This window comes from Lancefieldella sp. Marseille-Q7238 (assembly GCF_949152215.1).
Lineage (GTDB): Bacteria > Actinomycetota > Coriobacteriia > Coriobacteriales > Atopobiaceae > Lancefieldella.
In genome coordinates this window covers 635,400-654,474 of record NZ_OX424407.1, presented here as the reverse complement: position 1 = coordinate 654,474, position 19,075 = coordinate 635,400, and the positions used below count along the sequence as shown (strand labels likewise).

Sequence of the window (19,075 nt, the reverse complement as noted above, 5' to 3'; positions counted from 1 at the left end):
GGCGGGGCGACGGCTGAGTTAAGGTAACGGACTAGGGCCGAGATGATGGCGCAGTCAAAGTAACGGACATGCTAAGGGCGGACGGTTCATGCACGAGCTGGGCATTGCATTTTATATCATTGATATGGTCGAGAACCTTGGGCGCCAAAATGACCTTACCTCAGTCGCCCGCGTAAAGCTGCGGCTGGGGGAGGTTTCCGGTGTCATTCCGTCGTATCTTCAAGACGTATGGCGTTGGGCGGCCGACCGCACGGAGTTGATGCGCGCGGCCGAGCTTGAGATTGAGAGCGTACCGGCAATAACGCGCTGTCTTGATTGCAATCGCACCTATGCCACCGTTGAGTATGGCCGTACGTGTCCGTATTGTGCAAGCGAGAAGACCGAGCTTATCCAAGGTCAAGAGCTTGAACTTGATGAGATTGAAGCCACATGAGAGATTTGTGGCATCTGTCCGCCGCGTATTAACAACTCTACTATTGTAAAATGTGACTGTCCTTCAACAAGCAATTGCCCGATCGAATGGTGAACCCGTGCTAAGACTGGAACGCATAAACGGAAAAAATGTATGGGACATTCTTAAGCTCAAGGTGTCCGAGGAACAACAAAGCTTTGTCGCCGGAAACGATACAAGCATTATCGAGGCCTATACCTCCATAACAGGAAACGGACAGGTATTTCCTTTTGGTATCTACGAGGGTACTGTACCGGTAGGTTTTTTGATGATTGGGTTTGGTGCGGACGACTTCTGGGACGACGCTCCGGCGATAGCTTATGACAGCTACGATCTCAGACGTCTGATGATAGACGCAAAGCATCAGGGTAAAGGATATGGGAAAGAAGCCCTCAAGCTCGCGCTGGAGTTTATACGCACCTCCCCCTGTGGGAGGGCAGATTATTGTTGGCTTTCCTATGAGCCTGAAAATGAAGCTGCTCAAAATCTCTATCGTTCGTTTGGATTTGTTGAAACGGGCGAGAAGGACGGCGAGGAATTGATCGCCGTTTTGAAGTTAGCCTCAGATATACCTGAAGGAATGTCCAACACTGAGGCACTTCTCGCCAACGACAAAACATTTTCTCCCCATGGTATGGATACGCCCGGCAACGTGGTGTGTTGACGAGCAGCAAACATCGGCGTAAAGTTCTTCCTTGCGTAATTCCAAGGGGACAGTGCTGTGTCGCCTTTTGAATTTGTAAATGTGCACGTAGATAGGTATAAGAAGGAGAAGATCTTGCCTACTATCAACCAGCTTGTCCGCAAGGGCCGCATGAGTGTTCAGGCCAAGTCCAAGAACGCCGCCCTGCAGCACAACCCCCAGAAGCGCGGCGTTTGCACCCGCGTTTTCACCACGACCCCTAAGAAGCCTAACTCGGCGCTTCGTAAGGTTGCTCGTGTGCGCCTTGTCAACGGCATTGAGGTTACCGCCTATATCCCTGGCGAGGGCCACAATCTTCAGGAGCACTCCATCGTGCTTGTCCGTGGCGGCCGTGTCCGCGACCTTCCTGGCGTTCGTTATAAGGTCGTCCGTGGCGCGTATGACTGCGCTGCGGTTCAGAACCGCGCAAAGGCTCGTTCCCGTTACGGCACCAAGCGTGCGAAGTAACCCACTACTCGATTTAGTTCTTAGGAGATAAACATGCCGCGTCGCGCAGCAGCAGTACGTCGTGAGGTTATGCCTGACGCCGTCTATAACAATCGACTGGTCACCCAGCTTATCAACAAGGTTCTTCTTGACGGTAAGAAGGCAACTGCAGAGCGCATCGTTTACGGTGCCTTTGATATCGTTGCCGAGAAGACCGGCGAAGATGCCCTTACTGTTTTCAAGAAGGCTATGGATAACATCCGTCCTACCCTTGAGGTCAAGCCTAAGCGTGTAGGCGGCGCCACCTATCAGGTGCCTATGGAGGTTAACTCCCGTCGTGCAACCACCCTTGCTATCCGCTGGATTGTTAACTTCAGCCGTACTCGCAAAGAGAAGACCATGGCCGAGCGCCTTGCCAATGAGATTATCGACGCAACCAATGGCGTCGGTGCCTCTGTCAAGCGCCGTGAAGACCTGTTCAAGATGGCAGAGGCCAACCGCGCCTTCTCCCATTACCGCTTCTAAGTCGGAAATCAGGAGTTCAACACAATGGCTAAGACCAAGTACAACCTTAAAGACCTCCGCAACATCGGCATCATGGCTCACATCGATGCCGGTAAGACCACCACTACGGAGCGCATTCTTTACTACACCGGCAAGACCCACAAGATTGGCGAGGTTCACGACGGTGCGGCAACCATGGACTGGATGGTCCAGGAGCAGGAGCGCGGTGTTACCATTACCTCCGCTGCTACTACGTGTTTCTGGAAAGATCACGTTATCCAGATCATCGACACCCCGGGTCACGTTGACTTTACCGCTGAGGTCGAGCGCTCGCTTCGCGTTCTCGACGGCGCTGTTGCTGTTTTTGACGCCGTTGCAGGCGTTCAGCCGCAGTCCGAGACCGTGTGGCGTCAGGCAACTAAGTACAACGTTCCCCGCATCGCTTTCATCAACAAGTTCGACCGCGTGGGCGCTGATTTCTTCCGCGCTATCGAGACCATGAAAGAGCGTCTTTCCGCTCCGGCTATTGCAGCTCAGGTTCCTATGGGTTCCGAGTCCAACTTCTGGGGCTTGATTGACCTTGTGACCAATACCGCGTGGGACTTCAAGGAAGACGCAAAGGGCATGATTTACCCTGAGCCTCTCGACGAGATTCCTTCCGAGTTCACAGAGATTGCAGCCGAGAAGCGCGAGGAGCTCCTTGAGGCGGCCTCCGACTTCTCCGAGGATCTCATGATGGCTATCCTTGAAGGCGAGGAAATCGATGTCGACGAGCTTAAGCGCGCCATCCGCGCCGGAGTCCTCGCGGGCAAGATGAACCCCGTCTTTGTGGGTTCCGCCTATAAGAACAAGGGCATCCAGGAACTTCTCGACGCCGTCATTGACTATCTCCCCAGCCCTCTCGACGTGCCCGAGATTGACGGCACCAACCTCAAGGGCGAGGAAGAGGTTCGTCACGCGGACGTCAAGGAGCCCTTCTCCGCGCTTGCCTTCAAGATTATGACCGACCCGTATGTTGGTAAGCTGACCTACATCCGCGTGTATTCCGGCCAGGCCGAGGCGGGTTCCTATGTGTACAACTCCGTCAAGGACGGTCGCGAGCGTCTGGGCCGCATCCTTGAGATGAATGCCAATGACCGTGTGGACCGTGAAGAGTGCTCCGCCGGCGACATCGTCGCCTGTGTAGGCTTCAAGAACACCACAACCGGCGATACTCTTTGTGACGAGAAGCACCCCATTGTGCTTGAGTCCATCAGCTTTGCTGACCCCGTCATCGACGTTGCTGTTGAGCCTAAGACCAAGGCTGAGCAGGAGAAGATGTCCGTTGGCCTTGCCAAGCTTGCCGAGGAGGATCCAACCTTCCAGGTTCACACGGATCATGAGACCGGCCAGACCATCATTGCCGGCATGGGCGAGCTGCACCTTGAGATCATCGTTGACCGTCTCCGCCGCGAGTTCAAGGTCGACTGCAACGTTGGTAAGCCGCAGGTCGCTTATCGTGAGACTGCCGGTAAAGCCGTCACTCACGCCGAGGGCAAGTTTGTCCGTCAGTCTGGTGGTCGTGGTCAGTACGGCCATGCTGTCATCGACATGGAGCCCAACGAGCAGGGCAAGGGCTACGAGTTTGTCAACGCTATCGTCGGTGGCGTCGTGCCCAAGGAGTACATCCCCTCTATCGATAAGGGTATCCGCGAGGCGCTCAATAGTGGCGTTATCGCCGGCTATCCTGTCGTAGACATCAAGGTCACTCTTGTTGACGGTTCATACCACGAGGTCGACTCCTCTGAAGCCGCGTTTAAGATCGCCGGTTCCATGGCAATCAAGGATGCTCTCAAGAAGTCCGACCCTGTTCTTCTGGAGCCCGTCGAATCCGTTGAGGTTGAAACTCCGGAACAGTACATGGGCGACGTTATGGGCAACCTTTCTTCTCGCCGCGGCAAGATTGAGGGCATGGAGGATCGTCGCGATACTAAGGTCATCCGTGCAAAAGTGCCTCTCGGCGAGATGTTCGGTTATGCAACCGATCTCCGTTCCCAGACCCAGGGTCGTGCAAGCTACACCATGCAGTTTGATTCTTACGAGCCTGTTCCTAAAGCAGTCCGTGATGAAATCGTCGCCAAAAACGGCGGTTCCGAGTCCTAGTAACAACCACGAGCTCAAGCTCATGTATGGAGGTACCCAAAGTGTCAAATCAAAAGATTAGGATCCGCCTCAAGGGCTATGATCACGAGGTTGTTGATCAGTCCGCAAAGCTGATCGTCGATACGGCTCAGAAGAACGGCGCACGCGTGTCCGGCCCTATTCCTCTGCCAACCGAGCGCAACCTGTATACGGTTATCCGCTCTCCGCACAAGGACAAGGATTCCCGCGACCAGTTTGAGATGCGCACGCACAAGCGTCTCATCGACATCCTCGATCCCAACTCCACCACGGTCGATTCGCTCATGCGTCTTGACCTCCCTGCTGGCGTTGACATCGAGATCAAGCTCTAAGCTTTTTCAAAAGGCATGGCGAGAAGCCCTTCTCGTCCCAGCGTTAACCCTGCAACCCTTCGGACACGCGCCGGAGGGTTGTTCTGTACGCGATTTCGAGTTCCGAATCGCGTTTCAGATTGCGTTCCAAACCGCGTCTAAATTCGCTGACGTTTCACGGCCACATTTTGCACACGAATTTCAAAAATTTCCTTGTAAAACGTTGTGAACAAGCGTAAAGTAGACAAGCTGCTCAAACGGGACAGGTATGTCTCGAGGCAGCATATAGAGGAAGTGGTCCGCTGGGGAAGGGCATCCGATGTGCCCTCAAGGGTCCCATGACCACCGAGAGTGAGGAAAGAGCATGGTGAATACCATCCTCGGCCGCAAGCTGGGCATGACCCAGGTGTGGGACGAGAACGACAACGTCGTTCCTGTTACCGTCATTCTTGCAGGCCCCTGCACCGTCTCGCAGGTAAAGACGACGGAGACGGACGGCTACGATGCCGTGCAGATTGGGTTCGGCGATATCTCCGAGAAGCATGTTAACAAGCCTATGGCCGGTCACTTTAAGGCTCAGGGTGTTGAGCCTGTGCGCTACCTTCGCGAGGTTCGCGTTCCCGCTGGCGAGGAGCACAAGTGCGGCGACACGGTTACCGTCGCTGACTTCGCTGAAGTTGCGGCTGTTGATGTCATCGGCACTTCCAAGGGTAAGGGCTTCCAGGGCACCATCAAGCGTTGGAACTTCTCCCGTGGTCCTATGACGCATGGTTCCCGCAACCAGCGCCGCCCCGGTTCCATTGGTCAGTGCGCTTATCCTGCGCGTGTTCGTAAGGGCCTCCACATGTACGGCCATATGGGCGCAGAGCGCGTTACTGTTAAGAACCTCAAGCTTGTTCGCGTTGACGCTGAGCAGAACCTCATGCTTATCAAGGGTGCTGTCCCCGGCGGCAAGAACGCTCTCGTCCAAGTCCGCATGGCCTAAGGGCCGCTTTTACAGGCAAACACTTAGGCTAACAAGGAGACAACATGTCCAAGTATGAGATTAAAAACATGGAAGGTAAGAAGGTTGGCGACGCCGATCTTTCTTCCGACGTGTACGGCATTGAGCCGAATATCCCCGTGGTGCACCAGGTTGTGACCTGCCAGGCTGCTTCTCTGCGCCAGGGTACCCATTCAACTAAGAATCGTCATGAGGTATCCGGCGGCGGCACCAAGCCGTATCGCCAGAAGGGCACCGGCCGCGCCCGTCAGGGCTCCATCCGCGCAGGTCAGTGGACCGGCGGCGGCGTTATCTTTGGACCTACGCCGCGCAGCCACGCTCGCCGGGTGAACAGCAAGATGGTAAAGCTTGCGATGCGCTCCGCTCTTTCCGGCAAGGTCGCTGACTCTGAGCTCGTCCTCGTTGACAGCCTTGAGTTTGACGCTCCTTCCACGAAGCAGGCGGTGTCTGTCCTTAAGGCTCTCGGCCTTGAAGACAAGCGTGTTACCGTCATCGTTCCCGATGATGACATCAACACCTATCTGTCCTTCCGCAACATTCAGAAGGCTGCCATCTATGGCGTTTCCGAGGCAACTACTCGTTCACTTATCGACAACGCTGCGCTTATCATGTCCGCAGATGTCGCAAAGCATTTTGAGGAGGTGCTCGCATAATGAACTCCGCATATGAGGTCATCATTCGCCCGATCGTTTCGGAGCGTGCTTACGATCTGATGGGCGAGGGCAAGTACACCTTCGAGGTTGCCAAGTCCGCTGGCAAAGAAGAGATAGCTGCGGCTATCGAGAAACTCTTCAATGTCCATGTGACCAAGGTAAATACTATCTCGGTCAAGCCCAAGAGCAAGCGTGTTCGTTATCAGCAAAAGGGCAAGACTCGCAGCTGGAAAAAGGCAATCGTGACGCTTGCCGCCGGCGAGCAGATCGAGATTTTTGCCAATCAATCGGCTGAGTAAGTAGGTTTTTCCACCCGTGTAGAATCCTGCACGGGTGTTAAGGGCGCCTCGATAGATACGCGCGGCGCCGTGGTTGTCCGGTGTCAGTCCGCCAATTCCCAAACGGACTGGCCAACGGAAAGAAAGGGAAAAGTTTTATGGCAGTAAGGCATCTAAAGCCAACAAGCGCAGGCAGGCGCTTCCAGACGATCTCTGATTTCTCAGAGATTACGACTGATAAGCCCGAGAAGTCTCTTCTCGAGCCCCTGCCTAAAAAAGCCGGTCGCAATAACAACGGCCGCATTACCACACGTCATCAGGGCGGTGGACACAAGCGTCAGTATCGCCGCATCGACTTCAAGCGCCGCAAGGACGATATTCCCGCGAAGGTTGCTACGGTCGAGTACGATCCAAACCGCTCCGCACGCATTGCGCTTCTGCACTATGCGGACGGCGCGAAGGCGTACATCCTTTGCCCGGAGGGACTGACTGTCGGTGACACTGTTGTCTCCGGCATAAAGGACGTCGACATCAAGCCCGGCAACTGCACAACACTTGAGCAGATTCCTGTCGGTACGCTTGTGCACGCGGTTGAGTTCCAGCCCGGTAAAGGCGCTGCGATGGCTCGCTCCGCCGGTACTTCCGTTCAGCTCATGGGTAAGGACAACGGGTACGCCGTTTTGCGTCTTCCGTCTTCGGAGCTGCGCCGCGTTCTTCTCGGCTGCCGCGCCACCATCGGTGAGGTCGGCAATGCCGAGCACTCCAACATCGTTATCGGCAAGGCCGGTCGCGCGCGTTGGGCTGGCGTTCGTCCTACCGTCCGCGGTACGGTCATGAACCCTGTTGACCACCCGCACGGCGGCGGCGAGGGCAAGAACCACACTTCCGGCCGTCCCTCCGTTACCCCGTGGGGTAAACCGACCAAAGGCTACAAGACCCGCGACCCGAAGAAGGCTTCAAACCGCCTGATCATCCGTCGTCGCAAGTCCAAGTAAGACACGAGTAGGAGTAGATTTATGAGCAGAAGTCTCAAAAAAGGCCCGTTTGTGGAGACTCGCCTCCTTGCGCGTGTCGCTGCAATGAACGAGGCTGGTAAGAAGGACGTTATCAAGACCTGGTCACGTTCCTCCACCATCTTCCCTGAGATGGTTGGCCATACAATCGCCGTTCACGACGGCCGCAAGCACGTTCCTGTGTACATCACCGAATCCATGGTCGGTCATAAGCTGGGCGAATTCGCGCTGACCCGCACCTTCCGTGGTCACAAGGCCAACTAGGGGGAGTGTAGTAAATGGCTAAAAAAACCGATTCAATTGAGGTTCGCGCTACCGCAAAGTATGTACGCGTTGCTCCTCGCAAGGCTCGCGCAATTATCGCGCTGGTGCGTGGCAAGTCTGTCGAGAAGGCCCTCGAGGTCCTTCAGTTTTCAACGCGTGCGGCCGCTGTGGATGTCGCAAAGGTTTTGAGCTCGGCTGTCGCTAACGCTGAGTACAACAATCACCTGCACGCAAACGACCTTATTGTCAAGAGTGCCTATGTTGATGAGGGCCCGACGCTCAAGCGCATCCGTCCCCGCGCAAAGGGATCGGCTTCGCGCATCAATAAGCGTACGAGCCATATCACTGTTGTCGTTGCACCCCGAAAGGAGGCGTAGGAACATATGGGTCAGAAAGTTCAGCCTACCGGCTTTCGTCTTGGTGTAACCGAGAACTGGCGCTCCCGTTGGTACGCCGATAAGAACTACGCCGAGAATCTTGGCAATGACCTTGTTATCCGCTCGTATCTCGAGAAGCGTCTTGAGAAGGCGGCCATCGCCCGCATCGATATCGAGCGCGCTGGCGACAAAATCAAGGTCACGATTTTCTCTGCCCGCCCCGGCATTGTCATTGGCAAAAAGGGTGCGGAGATTGACGGACTTCGCACTGACCTTGAGCGTGTCGCCAAGGTTGGCAAGGGTCAGGTCAATGTTGACGTCATCGAGGTCAAGCGTCCTGAGCTTGACGCAACCCTCGTTGCCCAGTCCATCGCAGAGCAGCTTGAGCAGCGTGTCGCATTCCGCCGCGCTATGCGTAAGGCGGTTCAGTCCGCCCGCAAAGCGGGAGCAAAGGGAATCCGTATTCAGTGCTCCGGCCGTCTGAACGGCGCCGAGATGGGCCGTCGTGAGTGGTACCGTGAGGGTCGCGTGCCTCTGCACACCCTTCGCGCTGTTGTCGCTTACGGCACTTCAACTGCTCGCACCACCATGGGTGCCTGCGGTATCAAGGTTTGGATTTACCTTGGCGAAAAGATGCCGGGTCAGCCTGCGCCAAATCCGGCGCTTGAAGGCTCCTCGCGTCCTCGCCGTCGCAATGAGAGGAGGGGCCGTTAATGCTTGCACCTAAGCGTGTTTTGCACCGTAAGGTTCAGCGCGGTTCCATGAAGGGCCATGCAAAGGGTAATACCCAGCTGCACTTCGGCTCCTGGGGCATCCGTGCAGAGGAGGCTCACTGGATTACTAACCGCCAGATTGAGGCTGCCCGTATCGCTATTACCCGCGAAATGAAGCGTGGCGGTAAGGTCTGGATTACCATCTTCCCCGACAAGCCTGTTTCAAAGAAGCCGGCAGAAACCCGCATGGGTAAGGGTAAGGGTAATCCTGAAGAGTGGGTCGCTGTAGTTAAGCCTGGCCGTATCATGTTTGAGATTGACGGCGTTTCCGAAGAGGTTGCTCGCGAGGCACTTCGTCTGGCACAGCACAAGCTTCCCATCAAGACCAAGATTGTCACCCGCGCCGACCAGGACGGGGAGGAATAATGAAATACACGGACATCAAGGCGATGAGCGATGAAGAGCTTTCCAAGAAGCTCGAAGAAGGCCGTGCAGAGCTCTTTAACCTTCGCTTCCAGATGGCAACCAGCCAGCTGGACAACACGGCCCGCGTGAAGACGGTCAAGCGCGACATTGCTCGCGTTCAGACCGAGATGCGTTCCCGTCAAATTGCTGCGGAATCAGCCGCAGATCAGAAATAGTCGCAGGAGATAAGTTATGGCAGAGACCGAAAGCAGGAATGCGCGTAAGGTTCGTACCGGAACCGTCGTCTCCATCTCTGGCGAGAAGACGATCACGGTTGAGATTACCTACCGCAAGCACCACCCTAAGTACGGCAAGATGATGACTATCGGCAAGAAACTTCACGTTCATGACGAGAAGAACGAGGCTGGTTTGGGCGATACGGTTCGCGTTATGGAGACCCGCCCCTTGTCAAAGACCAAGCGCTGGCGTCTCGCTGAGATCGTTGAGCGCGCTAAGTAAGTAACATTCGTCGTTTCTTATGAGCCTGCGCGCTCTTAAGAAACCAAGTTCCGGAGGAACGTCACATGATTCAGATGGAGACCATGCTTAACGTCGCTGACAACAGCGGCGCCCGACGCGTCAAGTGCGTCAAGGTCCTTGGTGGCTCCAAGCGTCGTTACGCCGGCCTTGCCGACGTCATCATTGGCGCTGTCCAGGAGGCAACTCCCGGCGGTTCGGTGAAGAAGGGCGACATCGTTCGCTGCGTCATCGTTCGCACTGCTAAGGACACCCGTCGCAAGGACGGTAGCTACATCCGCTTTGACCAGAACGCGTGCGTTTTGGTCGACAAAGAGGGTGAGCCCAAGGGTACCCGTATCTTTGGACCAGTCGCTCGCGAGCTGCGCGACCATAAGTACATGAAGATCGTCTCACTCGCACCCGAGACGCTGTAAGGAGGACTGACACATGCCCAAGATGAAGATCAGGAAAGGCGACACGGTCGAGGTCCTCACTGGTAAGGACAAGGGTACGCGCGGAGAAGTCCTGCGTGTTATCCCCAAAGACAACAAGGTTGTTGTTGAGGGTGTCGCTGTGGTAAAGCGCCACATGAAGCCCAATGCGGCAAACCAGCAGGGCGGTATTGTTGAGCACGAGGCGGCAATTGATGCCTCCAACGTCGCTCTCATTGACCCTAAAGACGACAAACCGACTCGCGTTGGTTATAGCGTCAAGGATGATGGCACGAAGGTCCGCGTTTCCAAGCGTTCCGGCGAGGAGCTCTAAGTTCTTCTCGCTTGTGCCACGCTCTTCGTACAAGGTACGTTTAAACGATCCGGCGTATATGTCGGATCGTTTTTTATGTCGCACGGCATCCGGCGCGCAGCGCGCATCGACTACAGGCGCGATGTGTCCACAATTTGCACAAAGCCTAAAATTGTTGTTTCAATTGTGGGAGATAAAGGCTAATATAGTTCATTGCGTCTTTCTATAGGCTAGTTCTGTCGAGAGCGCGTATGGCTCCTGGCGTGCCAAACCAGGAGGTGCGAGGCGATCCCCGCACGTAAATCCCCAAGAGTCAAGGAGACAGTCATGGCAGAGAAAAAGTATGTTCCTCGTCTGAAAGAGGAGTACTACAAGACGGTTCGTGATGCGCTGCAGAAGCAGTTTGGTTACGCAAACGTCAACCAGATTCCAAAGTTTGAGAAAATCGTTGTCAACATGGGCGTTGGTGAGGCGGCAACTGACGCCAAGGCCATCGATGGCGCCGTGTCTGACTTGCGTACGATTACCGGCCAGCAGCCGCTCATCACGCACGCGCGTAAGTCGATTGCTACGTTCAAACTTCGCCAAGGTATGCCGATTGGCGCTAAAGTTACGCTTCGCGGGGAGCGCATGTGGGAGTTTTTGGATCGTCTGATTGCCATTGCAATCCCTCGTATCCGCGACTTCCGTGGCATTTCCGCCAAGAGCTTTGACGGGCGCGGCAACTTTTCTATGGGCGTAACGGAACAGCTCATCTTCCCGGAGATTGACTTTGACAAGGTTGATCATACGCGCGGTATGGATATTACTATCGTTACTACCGCCAACACCGACGAGGAGGGCAAGGCACTGCTTGAGGCCTTCCACTTCCCGTTTAAACAGGACTAAGTACAACTACGAGCAAGAAATCTTCTAGGCGTCCGCCTAGTTGCATTTGAAGGAGGATTTGTGGCTAAGACTTCGATGATCGTCAAAGCGTCGCGCGAGCCGAAGTACTCTACCCGTACACAGAACCGCTGCCAGCGTTGTGGGCGTCCCCACTCCGTGTACCGCAAGTTTGGTCTGTGCCGTGTGTGCTTCCGCGAGTTAGCGAACAAGGGCGAGCTTCCTGGTGTCCGCAAGGCAAGCTGGTAAGGACAGGGAGCTCTGGCGTCCAGGCGTTCACGCTAAGGGCGCGGACGAACCGGACACGCAGTTTCATCATTAACAAAGGAGAAGGATCAATGAAGATTACCGATCCCATTTCGGACATGCTGACGCGCATTCGTAACGCAAACTCAGCAGGCAAGGACAGTGTTTCTATGCCGTCGAGCAAGGTGCTCGTTGAGATTGCCCGCGTCATTTCTGAAGAGGGCTACATCGAGGGGTATTCTGTTGAGGATACGAAGCCCCAAAAGACGCTTCACATTACGCTTAAGTATGGCGAGAAGCGCGCACGCATCATCCGTGGCATTCGCCGTATTTCCAAGCCCGGTCTGCGCATTTACTCCACCGCCGAGAAGCTTCCTCGCGTCATCGGCGGTCTTGGCACGGCAGTGGTGTCCACCTCTAAAGGCATGATGTGCGACCGTGATGCTCGTAAGGTAGGCATCGGCGGCGAGGTCATCGCCTATATCTGGTAACTCTCGGCAGGAATGAAAGGAGACTGTTGTGTCTCGTATTGGTAAGAAGCCTGTCCAGATTCCAGCCGGAGTCACTGTGACAGTTGATAACACTCACGTAACCGTTAAAGGTTCTAAGGGAGAGCTTGACCGCACGTTCTCAGAGCTTGTCTCCATCAAGCAGGAGGGCGAGGAGCTTCTCGTTTCCCGCGTTGATGAGTCAAGCGAGTCCAATGCTCAGCAGGGACTCGTTCGCACCCTTCTTCACAACATGGTTGTCGGAGTATCCGAAGGCTTTGAGAAGAAGCTTGAGCTTACCGGCGTTGGTTACCGTGCTACACTCAAGGGCAAAGACCTGGATCTTTCCCTGGGATATTCCCATCCTGTTGTGTATGCGGCGCCTGCAAACATTACGTTTGAGGTTCCTGACAATACTCACATTACGGTCAAGGGCATCTCTAAAGAGCAGGTCGGTCAGGTTGCTGCAGAAATTCGTATGAAGCGCCCGCCTGAGCCATACAAGGGCAAGGGTATTCACTATGAAGATGAGCATATTCGCAGGAAGCTCGGCAAGGCTGCTAAGTAAAGCGTCTTGACAGGCAAAAGACCGTCACCCCGTCAGGTGGCGGCAACGTCTAAGGAGAAGTAATGAACAAGTTGCAGGCGAAAAAGGCGGGTCTTGCCCGTCGCAAGCGCCGCGTTCGCGCCAAAGTCTTTGGCACCGCCGAGCGCCCGCGTCTCACCGTGCATCGCACGAACGCACACATATACGCTCAAGTCATTGACGACGCATCCGGCAGAACGCTCTGCTCTGCCTCTACGCTTGATTCCGAGTTCCGCGCCAAGGGCGCTGTCGGTTCCAACAAGGAGGCGGCGGAGTTTGTGGGTGAGCTCGTTGGCAAGCGCGCTATCGAGAAGGGCATCGCTGAGGTCACGTTTGACCGCGGCGGTCGCATCTATCACGGTCGCGTCAAGGCTTTAGCAGACGGTGCCCGCAACGCGGGCCTGAAGTTCTAGGAGGATTCAATGGCACGAGATCGTAAGCGCCAGCAGGATACGGATCTTCAGGAGCGCGTCGTTTATATTCACCGCGTTTCTAAGACCGTCAAAGGTGGACGTCGTATGTCTCTGGTGGCCCTCGTGGTCGTCGGCGACGGCAAGGGTAATGTTGGTATTGGTCAGGGACGTTCCGCTGAGGTGCCCCTCGCAATTCAAAAGGGCGTTGAGGACGCAAAGAGGAACATGTTTAAGGTTCCTTTGACTGAGTCCGGCTCTGTCCCTCACGCAGTGATTGGTCACTTTGGCGCCGGCCGCGTTTTGATTAAGCCGGCATTTGAAGGTACCGGCGTTATCGCTGGCGGTCCTATCCGTCCGCTGTTCGAGCTTGCCGGCATCACCAATGTACTTTCCAAGTCTTTGGGCACCAGCAACGCCCTTAACATCATTAAGGCGGCTGCAGAGGGCCTCAAAGAGCTCTCAAGCCCCGAGCAGGCTGCCGAGCGTCGCGGCATTACTACCCGCGAGATGTTCGTCGGGAAGGAGAACTAACGATGGCTAAGAGTCTGACCATCAAGCTGGTTCGAGGCGCGGTAGCAGGCGTCAAGAAGGATCAGACGGCTACCGTGAAAGCTCTCGGTCTTCACAAGATCGGCAGCACCGTTGAACAGCCTGATAATCCAAGCATTCGTGGAATGATCTTCAAGGTCAAGCACCTTGTCGAGGTTGAAGAGAACTAGAGGTAAGTGATATGCAGCTCAAAGATCTTCGCCCCGCTGAGGGCTCGCGCAAGAATCGTAAGCGCGTCGGTCGCGGCAACTCTTCCGGCAAGGGTACTTTTGCCGGACGTGGTATGAACGGCCAGCTCTCCCGCTCTGGTGGCGGAAAGGGCGCGGGCTTCGAAGGCGGCCAGCAGCCATTGGCTATGCGTCTTCCAAAGCTCCCTGGTTTTACTAGTCATAATCGTTGTGAGTACGCTCCTGTTAACGTAGCTCGCCTTGATGCGCTTTTTGCTGACGGCGATACCGTTGACGCAGATGCGCTTGTCGCAAAGGGAGTTATCAAGCACAACTACATTCCTGTCAAGGTCCTCGGCGCAGGTGAGCTCTCCAAGAAGCTCACCGTCAAAGTGGACAAGGTCTCCGCTTCTGCGCAAGCCAAGATTGAAGCGGCCGGCGGAAAGGTTGAGGCAGAGTAGTGCTTAAGGGAATCGCCAACGCGTTTCGCGTTTCAGAACTAAGAAATAAGATCCTTTTGACGATACTGATTCTTCTTCTGTATCGTTTTGGAGCTTATCTTCCGGTACCGGGTGCTCCGTTCCAGGAAATGCTTAAGGGATACCAAAACGGTCTTTCCTCTAATGGTGCCATGGCGGTTTTGAACCTGTTTTCAGGCGGCGCTCTTTCCCGCATGTCTGTTTTCAGCCTTGGCATTATGCCCTACATCACGGCGCAGATTATTCTTCAGATGATGCAGTCGGTCATTCCGTCCCTTGGCGAGCTTGCAAAGGACGGCGAAAGCGGCCAGCGCAAGATCACGCAATACACGCGCTACCTTACGGTCGCCCTTGCGCTTCTTAACGCTATCGGCTACCTCTTCCTGTTCAAGAGCTATCATGTTTCTTTTGCGGCTATGGACGGAGTTCCCGAGGCGCTTGAGCATGTGCTGGTCATCTTTACTATGCTGGTCGGCGCTATCATCATCATGTGGCTTGGCGAGATTATTACGCAGCGCGGCGTCGGAAACGGCATGTCGCTTATCATCTTCGCCAATATTATGGCGGGTCTGCCGACGGCTCTGATTTCTTCTGTTACCACACGCGGGAATGCTATTTTGACTGTGGCAACCGTTGTTATCATGCTCATCATCGTGCCCATCATCGTATATGTCGAGCGTGGACAGCGCCGCATTTCTATTACATACGCGAAGCGCGTCGTTGGCCGCAAGCTGATGGGTGGACAGTCAACCTATCTTCCTATCAAGGTCAATACGGCTGGCGTCGTTCCTATTATCTTTGCGTCCGCCATCCTGTATCTTCCGGCTCAGATAGCGGTGTTCTTCCCGAATGTTGGGGGAGTCCAGGCGTTTGCTACGGCGCTTTCCAGAGGTTGGGTCAACTGGGTGCTTTCAATCCTTCTGATTGTGTTCTTTGCGTACTTTTACACCTCAATGGTGTTCAACCCGGAGGAGACAGCTGATCAGCTGAAGAAGCAGGGGGGCTTTATCCCAGGCGTCCGTCCCGGAGCGGCTACGGCAAACTACATTAAGTCTGTTATTGACCGCGTTACCCTTCCTGGTGCTATATTTATGGCGGTGCTCGCGGTTGTCCCGTCAATCATCTTCTGGTTTACCGGAGATCAGCTCATTCAAGCCTTTGGCGGAACGTCAGTCTTGATTATGGTTGGCGTTGCAATGGATACGCTGGCATCGATAGAGAGTCACCTGAAGATGCATAATTACGAAGGCTTCTTTAAGTAAGTCGGATGCAAGCAGATTAAAGAGGCCCGGCAACGGGCCTCTTGTTTAAGAATAGAAAGGCTAGGCAAATCATGAACATTGTTCTTCTCGGTGCGCCAGGCGCGGGAAAAGGAACGCAGGCACAGCGCCTTGTTGCTGATTTTGGTCTTGCTCACATTTCTACCGGGGACTTACTCCGCACGGCAGCTAAAGCCCAATCTCCTTTGGGAATCGAGGCAAAGGGCTACATGGATGCAGGCCGGCTCGTTCCCGACCAGCTCGTTATTGATTTGGTAAAAGAGCGCCTCAGCGCCGACGACGCGCAGAGGGGTTTTATTTTGGACGGCTTTCCGCGCAACACTGCTCAGGCGGTGACGCTTGACTCTGAGCTGTCCGCCATGGGCCTTTCCCTTGACGCCGCTTTGCTTGTCTCCGTTGATCCCAAGATCATCATCGATCGCCTGAGCGCGCGGCGTACCTGCAGGAATTGTGGTTATACAGCGCCGGCCGGCATTGACGTATGCCCGAATTGCTCCGGTGAGATGTACCAGCGCGATGACGATAAGCCCGAGACTATCAAACGGCGCCTTGACATTTACGAAAGCCAGACAAGCCCTTTGATTGAGTATTATCGGGGCCATGGCATTCTGAAAGAGGTTGACGGAGATCGTCCTGTCGATGCGGTTTATAACGATGTCAAGGAGATCCTTGCCCTATGATTAACATTAAGACTCCTCAAGAGATTGAAGAAATGAAGGCCGCCGGCGCGCTTTCAAAGGCGGCTCTTCGCCGTGCCGGCCGCATGGTTAAGCCGGGTGTCACAACACTTGAGATTGATCAGGCTCTTGAAGCTTTTATCCGCCTCCACGGCGCGGTACCCACGTTTAAGGGGTATGGTGGATTTCCCGGTACCGTATGCGCATCCGTGAACGAGCAGATTGTTCATGGTATTCCCTCAAGCAATGTCGTATTGCAGGAAGGGGACATCATCTCCATTGACACCGGCGCGACGCTCAACGGTTGGGTAGGCGACAACGCCTGGACGTTTTATGTCGGAGAAGTTGACGAGAAGACCCGTGCGCTTTGCGAGGTTACGCGCGACTGCCTGAAGGCGGGCATCGAAGCCGCCGTTCCTGGCAATCATTTAGGCGATATCGGAGCCGCCGTTCAGGAACTCGCGGAGTCTCATGGCTACGGGGTTATTCGCGACTTTGTTGGGCATGGCGTCGGCCATGTTATGCATGAGGATCCGGAAGTGAGAAACTACGGCAAGCGCGGCCGTGGCGTGAAGCTTCAGGCGGGTATGGTCATTGCTATTGAGCCGATGATTGCCATGGGCACCTATGAGTGCACGGTGTTGAATAACGGCTGGACCGTTGTTACCGATGACGGACTGCCTGCCGCTCACTATGAGAACACTATTGCCATTACGGCTGATGGACCGGTTGTCCTTACCGAGGATGCCGAAGGCCCCTGGTGCTCCATGCAGGGCGGAGAAGCATAGGCGGGTGCAAGGTACTTCTCGCCTTGGATATGCGGCTTTCAGGAGCCATATATGGTGTACTATGTGTTCTTGCAATTTCCGTTGGACGAGAAGCGGGTGTTTTGGTATGATTTCATATCGCTGTCATTGTGTCGAGAGGATGTACATTGAGCAAACAAGACGCTATTGAGCTGGAAGGTAAGGTCCTGGAGCCCTTGCCAAATGCTATGTTTAACGTTGAGCTCGAGAACGGCAAGACCATCCTCTGCACGATTTCCGGCAAAATCCGCATGAATTACATCCGGATTCTCCCTGGTGACAAGGTCGTTGTGGAGATTTCTCCGTATGACCTCACGAGGGGACGCATCACTTATCGTTACAAATAGGTGATACAGCAGTACAAGTAAGACGATACGTCTGTATTTCACGCCTGCGGCTGGGCGAGTATATATAAGTTCGTGTCAGCAGACCGAAAGGAACACAAATGAAGGTACGTCCTTCGGTAAAGAAGATGTGCGACAAGTGCAAGGTTATTCGTCGCCACGGTAAGGTTTACGTGATTTGCGAGAACCCGCGCCACAAGCAGCGTCAGGGCTAAGGAAGGAGCACCAAGTTGGCCCGTATTAACGGCGTCGACCTGCCGCGCGACAAGCGCGTTGAGGTCGGACTCACCTATCTTTACGGCATTGGCCAGACCCGTGCAACTAAGATTTGCACAGAGACTGGTATCGATGTAAATACGCGTGTCAAGGATCTGACCGAAGATGAGGTCACCAAGATTCGTGATTTTATTGATGCACATTACACCACTGAGGGCGATCTTCGCCGTGAAGTGCGTCAAAACACCGCCCGCCTGATGGAGATTGGCTGCTATCGCGGTCTTCGCCATCGTAAGGGGCTTCCTGTCCACGGTCAGCGTACCCACACCAACGCTCGCACCCGCAAGGGTAAGAAGCGTCAGGTGGGCGGCAAGAAGAAGTAGGCAGGAGAAGTCATATGGCACAAAAGAAAAACGCTCGCACGACGCGCGTCCGCCGCTCGGAGCGTAAGAACATCGCAGTGGGCCAGGCCCACATTAAGAGCACGTTCAACAACACGATCGTGTCTATTTCTGATCCCCAGGGTAACGTCATTTCCTGGCAGTCCGGCGGCACCGTTGGCTTTAAGGGTTCCCGTAAGTCCACGCCGTTTGCGGCACAGCTTGCCGCGGAGGCTGCTGCGAAGGCAGCTATGGAGCATGGTCTTCATAAGGTTGCTGTCTTTGTAAAGGGTCCCGGCTCCGGCCGCGAGACCGCTATCCGTTCCCTCCAGGCCGCAGGCCTCGAGGTTTCGGGCATTCAGGATAAGACCCCTATTGCGCATAACGGCTGCCGTCCTAAAAAGCGCCGTCGCAACTAGCCAGGAAAGGACAAGCAATGGCAATTGATAGGACCCCGGTCCTTAAGAGGTGCCGCCAGCTTGGCATCGATCCCATCGTGATGGGTATCAATAAGGAATCTCACCGTGAGCCGCGTCACCGTCGTCGCCAGGAGAGCGAATACGGTATGCAGCTTCGTGAGAAGCAGAAGGCCAAGTTCATCTACGGCGTCCTTGAGAACCAATTTCATGGTTATTACGAACTTGCTAAGAAGACTCCGGGTATTACAGGCGACAATCTCATGAGCATTCTTGAGACCCGCCTTGACAACGTGGTCTTCCGCCTTGGTTTTGCCCGCACGCGCAAAGAGGCACGTCAGACCGTCCGTCACGGCCACATTACCGTCAACGGAAAGCGCGTTGATATTCCTTCGTATCGTATTAAGAAGGGTGATGTCATCGCGGTTGCCTCTAAGGCCAAAGATCTTCTCCCCATCAAGGAATCTCTCATTGCTTCCGAGCATACGGCGGTTCCCGGTTGGATTGAGCTTGATCTTGACAAGCTCCAGGGTACGGTACTTGAGCTTCCCAATCGTGATCAGATTGACCTCGACATCGACGCTCAGCTGATCGTCGAGCTTTACTCTAAGTAAGCCGA

Annotated in this window: 34 protein-coding genes; all 34 read left to right on the top strand. The window is 54.8% G+C overall.

The features are described 5' to 3' along the window. Positions 1-88 precede the first annotated feature (88 nt). The 34 genes from QM016_RS03005 to rpsD all read left to right on the top strand — a co-directional run bounded on the left by QM016_RS03005 (position 89) and on the right by rpsD (position 19,070). The gene (locus QM016_RS03005; RefSeq protein WP_282710117.1) at positions 89-433 is read left to right on the top strand and encodes a hydrogenase maturation nickel metallochaperone HypA; all 345 of its coding nucleotides are present in this window, start codon (positions 89-91) and stop codon (positions 431-433) included. A 97-nt stretch (positions 434-530) separates the two neighbouring features. Continuing rightward, complete coding sequence (locus tag QM016_RS03000) at positions 531-1,115, top strand: GNAT family N-acetyltransferase (protein WP_282710116.1); 585 nt, start codon at positions 531-533, stop codon at positions 1,113-1,115. Positions 1,116-1,229: 114 nt separating this feature from the next. Further along, positions 1,230-1,601: a 30S ribosomal protein S12 gene (gene rpsL, locus QM016_RS02995; RefSeq protein ID WP_003148259.1), complete on the top strand. Its 372-nt coding sequence runs from the start codon at positions 1,230-1,232 to the stop codon at positions 1,599-1,601. 33 nt (positions 1,602-1,634) lie between these two features. Then, a complete protein-coding gene (gene rpsG, locus QM016_RS02990; RefSeq protein ID WP_016477844.1) occupies positions 1,635-2,105 on the top strand; it encodes a 30S ribosomal protein S7 in 471 nt (156 codons plus the stop codon). 24 nt (positions 2,106-2,129) lie between these two features. Further along, positions 2,130-4,226 (top strand): elongation factor G, encoded by a 2,097-nt coding sequence (gene fusA, locus QM016_RS02985; RefSeq protein WP_282710115.1) that lies wholly within the window; start codon positions 2,130-2,132, stop codon positions 4,224-4,226. A 41-nt stretch (positions 4,227-4,267) separates the two neighbouring features. Continuing rightward, positions 4,268-4,576, top strand: a complete 309-nt coding sequence (gene rpsJ / locus QM016_RS02980; protein WP_003148726.1) for a 30S ribosomal protein S10 — start codon at positions 4,268-4,270, stop codon at positions 4,574-4,576. 343 nt (positions 4,577-4,919) lie between these two features. Beyond that, positions 4,920-5,540 (top strand): 50S ribosomal protein L3, encoded by a 621-nt coding sequence (gene rplC / locus QM016_RS02975; protein ID WP_016477842.1) that lies wholly within the window; start codon positions 4,920-4,922, stop codon positions 5,538-5,540. A gap of 44 nt (positions 5,541-5,584) precedes the next feature. Beyond that, positions 5,585-6,211: a 50S ribosomal protein L4 gene (gene rplD / locus QM016_RS02970; RefSeq protein WP_016477841.1), complete on the top strand. Its 627-nt coding sequence runs from the start codon at positions 5,585-5,587 to the stop codon at positions 6,209-6,211. Beyond that, positions 6,211-6,510: a 50S ribosomal protein L23 gene (rplW, locus tag QM016_RS02965; protein WP_016477840.1), complete on the top strand. Its 300-nt coding sequence runs from the start codon at positions 6,211-6,213 to the stop codon at positions 6,508-6,510. The genes rplD and rplW overlap by 1 nt, the downstream gene beginning before the upstream one ends. Before the next feature lie 137 nt (positions 6,511-6,647). Further along, a complete protein-coding gene (rplB, locus tag QM016_RS02960) occupies positions 6,648-7,484 on the top strand; it encodes a 50S ribosomal protein L2 (protein WP_016477839.1) in 837 nt (278 codons plus the stop codon). Between the two features lie 21 nt (positions 7,485-7,505). Next, positions 7,506-7,766, top strand: coding sequence for a 30S ribosomal protein S19 (gene rpsS / locus QM016_RS02955; protein ID WP_016477838.1), 261 nt, complete (start codon positions 7,506-7,508; stop codon positions 7,764-7,766). Between the two features lie 14 nt (positions 7,767-7,780). Continuing rightward, positions 7,781-8,143 (top strand): 50S ribosomal protein L22, encoded by a 363-nt coding sequence (gene rplV / locus QM016_RS02950; protein WP_016477837.1) that lies wholly within the window; start codon positions 7,781-7,783, stop codon positions 8,141-8,143. 6 nt (positions 8,144-8,149) lie between these two features. After that, positions 8,150-8,857: a 30S ribosomal protein S3 gene (gene rpsC, locus QM016_RS02945; RefSeq protein WP_016477836.1), complete on the top strand. Its 708-nt coding sequence runs from the start codon at positions 8,150-8,152 to the stop codon at positions 8,855-8,857. Further along, on the top strand, positions 8,857-9,282 hold the full coding sequence (gene rplP / locus QM016_RS02940; RefSeq protein ID WP_016477835.1) for a 50S ribosomal protein L16: 426 nt from the start codon (positions 8,857-8,859) through the stop codon (positions 9,280-9,282). Before rpsC ends, rplP begins: the two co-directional genes overlap by 1 nt. After that, positions 9,282-9,497, top strand: a complete 216-nt coding sequence (gene rpmC / locus QM016_RS02935; RefSeq protein WP_016477834.1) for a 50S ribosomal protein L29 — start codon at positions 9,282-9,284, stop codon at positions 9,495-9,497. The genes rplP and rpmC overlap by 1 nt, the downstream gene beginning before the upstream one ends. 16 nt (positions 9,498-9,513) lie before the next feature. Beyond that, a complete protein-coding gene (gene rpsQ / locus QM016_RS02930; RefSeq protein ID WP_016477833.1) occupies positions 9,514-9,780 on the top strand; it encodes a 30S ribosomal protein S17 in 267 nt (88 codons plus the stop codon). Positions 9,781-9,845: 65 nt separating this feature from the next. Then, complete coding sequence (gene rplN / locus QM016_RS02925) at positions 9,846-10,214, top strand: 50S ribosomal protein L14 (protein ID WP_003148475.1); 369 nt, start codon at positions 9,846-9,848, stop codon at positions 10,212-10,214. 13 nt (positions 10,215-10,227) lie between these two features. Beyond that, on the top strand, positions 10,228-10,545 hold the full coding sequence (gene rplX / locus QM016_RS02920) for a 50S ribosomal protein L24 (RefSeq protein ID WP_349237889.1): 318 nt from the start codon (positions 10,228-10,230) through the stop codon (positions 10,543-10,545). 306 nt (positions 10,546-10,851) lie between these two features. Beyond that, positions 10,852-11,412, top strand: a complete 561-nt coding sequence (gene rplE / locus QM016_RS02915; RefSeq protein WP_016477830.1) for a 50S ribosomal protein L5 — start codon at positions 10,852-10,854, stop codon at positions 11,410-11,412. Between the two features lie 60 nt (positions 11,413-11,472). Then, positions 11,473-11,658 (top strand): type Z 30S ribosomal protein S14, encoded by a 186-nt coding sequence (locus QM016_RS02910; RefSeq protein ID WP_016477829.1) that lies wholly within the window; start codon positions 11,473-11,475, stop codon positions 11,656-11,658. Positions 11,659-11,747: 89 nt separating this feature from the next. Then, complete coding sequence (gene rpsH, locus QM016_RS02905; protein WP_282710114.1) at positions 11,748-12,146, top strand: 30S ribosomal protein S8; 399 nt, start codon at positions 11,748-11,750, stop codon at positions 12,144-12,146. 28 nt (positions 12,147-12,174) lie between these two features. Continuing rightward, positions 12,175-12,711, top strand: a complete 537-nt coding sequence (rplF, locus tag QM016_RS02900; RefSeq protein ID WP_282710113.1) for a 50S ribosomal protein L6 — start codon at positions 12,175-12,177, stop codon at positions 12,709-12,711. Between the two features lie 62 nt (positions 12,712-12,773). Further along, positions 12,774-13,142, top strand: a complete 369-nt coding sequence (gene rplR / locus QM016_RS02895) for a 50S ribosomal protein L18 (protein WP_016477826.1) — start codon at positions 12,774-12,776, stop codon at positions 13,140-13,142. Positions 13,143-13,151: 9 nt separating this feature from the next. Next, a complete protein-coding gene (rpsE, locus tag QM016_RS02890) occupies positions 13,152-13,673 on the top strand; it encodes a 30S ribosomal protein S5 (RefSeq protein WP_282710112.1) in 522 nt (173 codons plus the stop codon). A gap of 2 nt (positions 13,674-13,675) precedes the next feature. Further along, on the top strand, positions 13,676-13,861 hold the full coding sequence (gene rpmD, locus QM016_RS02885; protein ID WP_016477824.1) for a 50S ribosomal protein L30: 186 nt from the start codon (positions 13,676-13,678) through the stop codon (positions 13,859-13,861). A gap of 11 nt (positions 13,862-13,872) precedes the next feature. Further along, positions 13,873-14,319 (top strand): 50S ribosomal protein L15, encoded by a 447-nt coding sequence (gene rplO / locus QM016_RS02880; protein WP_282710111.1) that lies wholly within the window; start codon positions 13,873-13,875, stop codon positions 14,317-14,319. Continuing rightward, complete coding sequence (secY, locus tag QM016_RS02875) at positions 14,319-15,599, top strand: preprotein translocase subunit SecY (protein WP_016477822.1); 1,281 nt, start codon at positions 14,319-14,321, stop codon at positions 15,597-15,599. The genes rplO and secY overlap by 1 nt, the downstream gene beginning before the upstream one ends. A 71-nt stretch (positions 15,600-15,670) precedes the next feature. Then, positions 15,671-16,297, top strand: a complete 627-nt coding sequence (locus QM016_RS02870; protein ID WP_016477821.1) for an adenylate kinase — start codon at positions 15,671-15,673, stop codon at positions 16,295-16,297. Further along, complete coding sequence (map, locus tag QM016_RS02865; protein WP_282710110.1) at positions 16,294-17,082, top strand: type I methionyl aminopeptidase; 789 nt, start codon at positions 16,294-16,296, stop codon at positions 17,080-17,082. Before QM016_RS02870 ends, map begins: the two co-directional genes overlap by 4 nt. 146 nt (positions 17,083-17,228) lie before the next feature. Continuing rightward, on the top strand, positions 17,229-17,447 hold the full coding sequence (gene infA, locus QM016_RS02860; protein WP_003149988.1) for a translation initiation factor IF-1: 219 nt from the start codon (positions 17,229-17,231) through the stop codon (positions 17,445-17,447). Positions 17,448-17,545: 98 nt separating this feature from the next. Further along, the gene (gene rpmJ, locus QM016_RS02855; RefSeq protein ID WP_002563183.1) at positions 17,546-17,659 is read left to right on the top strand and encodes a 50S ribosomal protein L36; all 114 of its coding nucleotides are present in this window, start codon (positions 17,546-17,548) and stop codon (positions 17,657-17,659) included. Positions 17,660-17,674: 15 nt separating this feature from the next. Beyond that, on the top strand, positions 17,675-18,043 hold the full coding sequence (gene rpsM, locus QM016_RS02850) for a 30S ribosomal protein S13 (protein ID WP_016477819.1): 369 nt from the start codon (positions 17,675-17,677) through the stop codon (positions 18,041-18,043). Between the two features lie 14 nt (positions 18,044-18,057). Next, positions 18,058-18,459 (top strand): 30S ribosomal protein S11, encoded by a 402-nt coding sequence (gene rpsK, locus QM016_RS02845; RefSeq protein ID WP_012809220.1) that lies wholly within the window; start codon positions 18,058-18,060, stop codon positions 18,457-18,459. Positions 18,460-18,476: 17 nt separating this feature from the next. Next, positions 18,477-19,070 carry a 30S ribosomal protein S4 gene (rpsD, locus tag QM016_RS02840; protein ID WP_016477818.1) on the top strand — a complete coding sequence of 198 codons (594 nt, stop codon included), beginning with the start codon at positions 18,477-18,479 and terminating at the stop codon, positions 19,068-19,070. Positions 19,071-19,075 lie beyond the last annotated feature (5 nt).

Bases quoted from the DNA above. Each gene is read 5' to 3' on its own strand.
- rplE (WP_016477830.1), top strand. From the start codon at position 10,852: ATGGCAGAGAAAAAGTATGTTCCTCGTCTGAAAGAGGAGTACTACAAG.
- rplD (WP_016477841.1), top strand. From the start codon at position 5,585: ATGTCCAAGTATGAGATTAAAAACATGGAAGGTAAGAAGGTTGGCGAC.
- rpsH (WP_282710114.1), top strand. From the start codon at position 11,748: ATGAAGATTACCGATCCCATTTCGGACATGCTGACGCGCATTCGTAAC.
- rpmD (WP_016477824.1), top strand. From the start codon at position 13,676: ATGGCTAAGAGTCTGACCATCAAGCTGGTTCGAGGCGCGGTAGCAGGC.
- QM016_RS02870 (WP_016477821.1), top strand. From the start codon at position 15,671: ATGAACATTGTTCTTCTCGGTGCGCCAGGCGCGGGAAAAGGAACGCAG.
- rplO (WP_282710111.1), top strand. From the start codon at position 13,873: ATGCAGCTCAAAGATCTTCGCCCCGCTGAGGGCTCGCGCAAGAATCGT.
- rpsG (WP_016477844.1), top strand. From the start codon at position 1,635: ATGCCGCGTCGCGCAGCAGCAGTACGTCGTGAGGTTATGCCTGACGCC.
- QM016_RS03005 (WP_282710117.1), top strand. From the start codon at position 89: ATGCACGAGCTGGGCATTGCATTTTATATCATTGATATGGTCGAGAAC.
- rpmJ (WP_002563183.1), top strand. From the start codon at position 17,546: ATGAAGGTACGTCCTTCGGTAAAGAAGATGTGCGACAAGTGCAAGGTT.
- rplX (WP_349237889.1), top strand. From the start codon at position 10,228: ATGCCCAAGATGAAGATCAGGAAAGGCGACACGGTCGAGGTCCTCACT.
- fusA (WP_282710115.1), top strand. From the start codon at position 2,130: ATGGCTAAGACCAAGTACAACCTTAAAGACCTCCGCAACATCGGCATC.
- rplN (WP_003148475.1), top strand. From the start codon at position 9,846: ATGATTCAGATGGAGACCATGCTTAACGTCGCTGACAACAGCGGCGCC.
- rplB (WP_016477839.1), top strand. From the start codon at position 6,648: ATGGCAGTAAGGCATCTAAAGCCAACAAGCGCAGGCAGGCGCTTCCAG.
- rpsC (WP_016477836.1), top strand. From the start codon at position 8,150: ATGGGTCAGAAAGTTCAGCCTACCGGCTTTCGTCTTGGTGTAACCGAG.
- rplP (WP_016477835.1), top strand. From the start codon at position 8,857: ATGCTTGCACCTAAGCGTGTTTTGCACCGTAAGGTTCAGCGCGGTTCC.
- rplV (WP_016477837.1), top strand. From the start codon at position 7,781: ATGGCTAAAAAAACCGATTCAATTGAGGTTCGCGCTACCGCAAAGTAT.
- rpsS (WP_016477838.1), top strand. From the start codon at position 7,506: ATGAGCAGAAGTCTCAAAAAAGGCCCGTTTGTGGAGACTCGCCTCCTT.
- rpsQ (WP_016477833.1), top strand. From the start codon at position 9,514: ATGGCAGAGACCGAAAGCAGGAATGCGCGTAAGGTTCGTACCGGAACC.
- map (WP_282710110.1), top strand. From the start codon at position 16,294: ATGATTAACATTAAGACTCCTCAAGAGATTGAAGAAATGAAGGCCGCC.
- rpmC (WP_016477834.1), top strand. From the start codon at position 9,282: ATGAAATACACGGACATCAAGGCGATGAGCGATGAAGAGCTTTCCAAG.
- rplR (WP_016477826.1), top strand. From the start codon at position 12,774: ATGAACAAGTTGCAGGCGAAAAAGGCGGGTCTTGCCCGTCGCAAGCGC.
- rplC (WP_016477842.1), top strand. From the start codon at position 4,920: ATGGTGAATACCATCCTCGGCCGCAAGCTGGGCATGACCCAGGTGTGG.
- rplW (WP_016477840.1), top strand. From the start codon at position 6,211: ATGAACTCCGCATATGAGGTCATCATTCGCCCGATCGTTTCGGAGCGT.
- rpsD (WP_016477818.1), top strand. From the start codon at position 18,477: ATGGCAATTGATAGGACCCCGGTCCTTAAGAGGTGCCGCCAGCTTGGC.
- rpsE (WP_282710112.1), top strand. From the start codon at position 13,152: ATGGCACGAGATCGTAAGCGCCAGCAGGATACGGATCTTCAGGAGCGC.
- rpsK (WP_012809220.1), top strand. From the start codon at position 18,058: ATGGCACAAAAGAAAAACGCTCGCACGACGCGCGTCCGCCGCTCGGAG.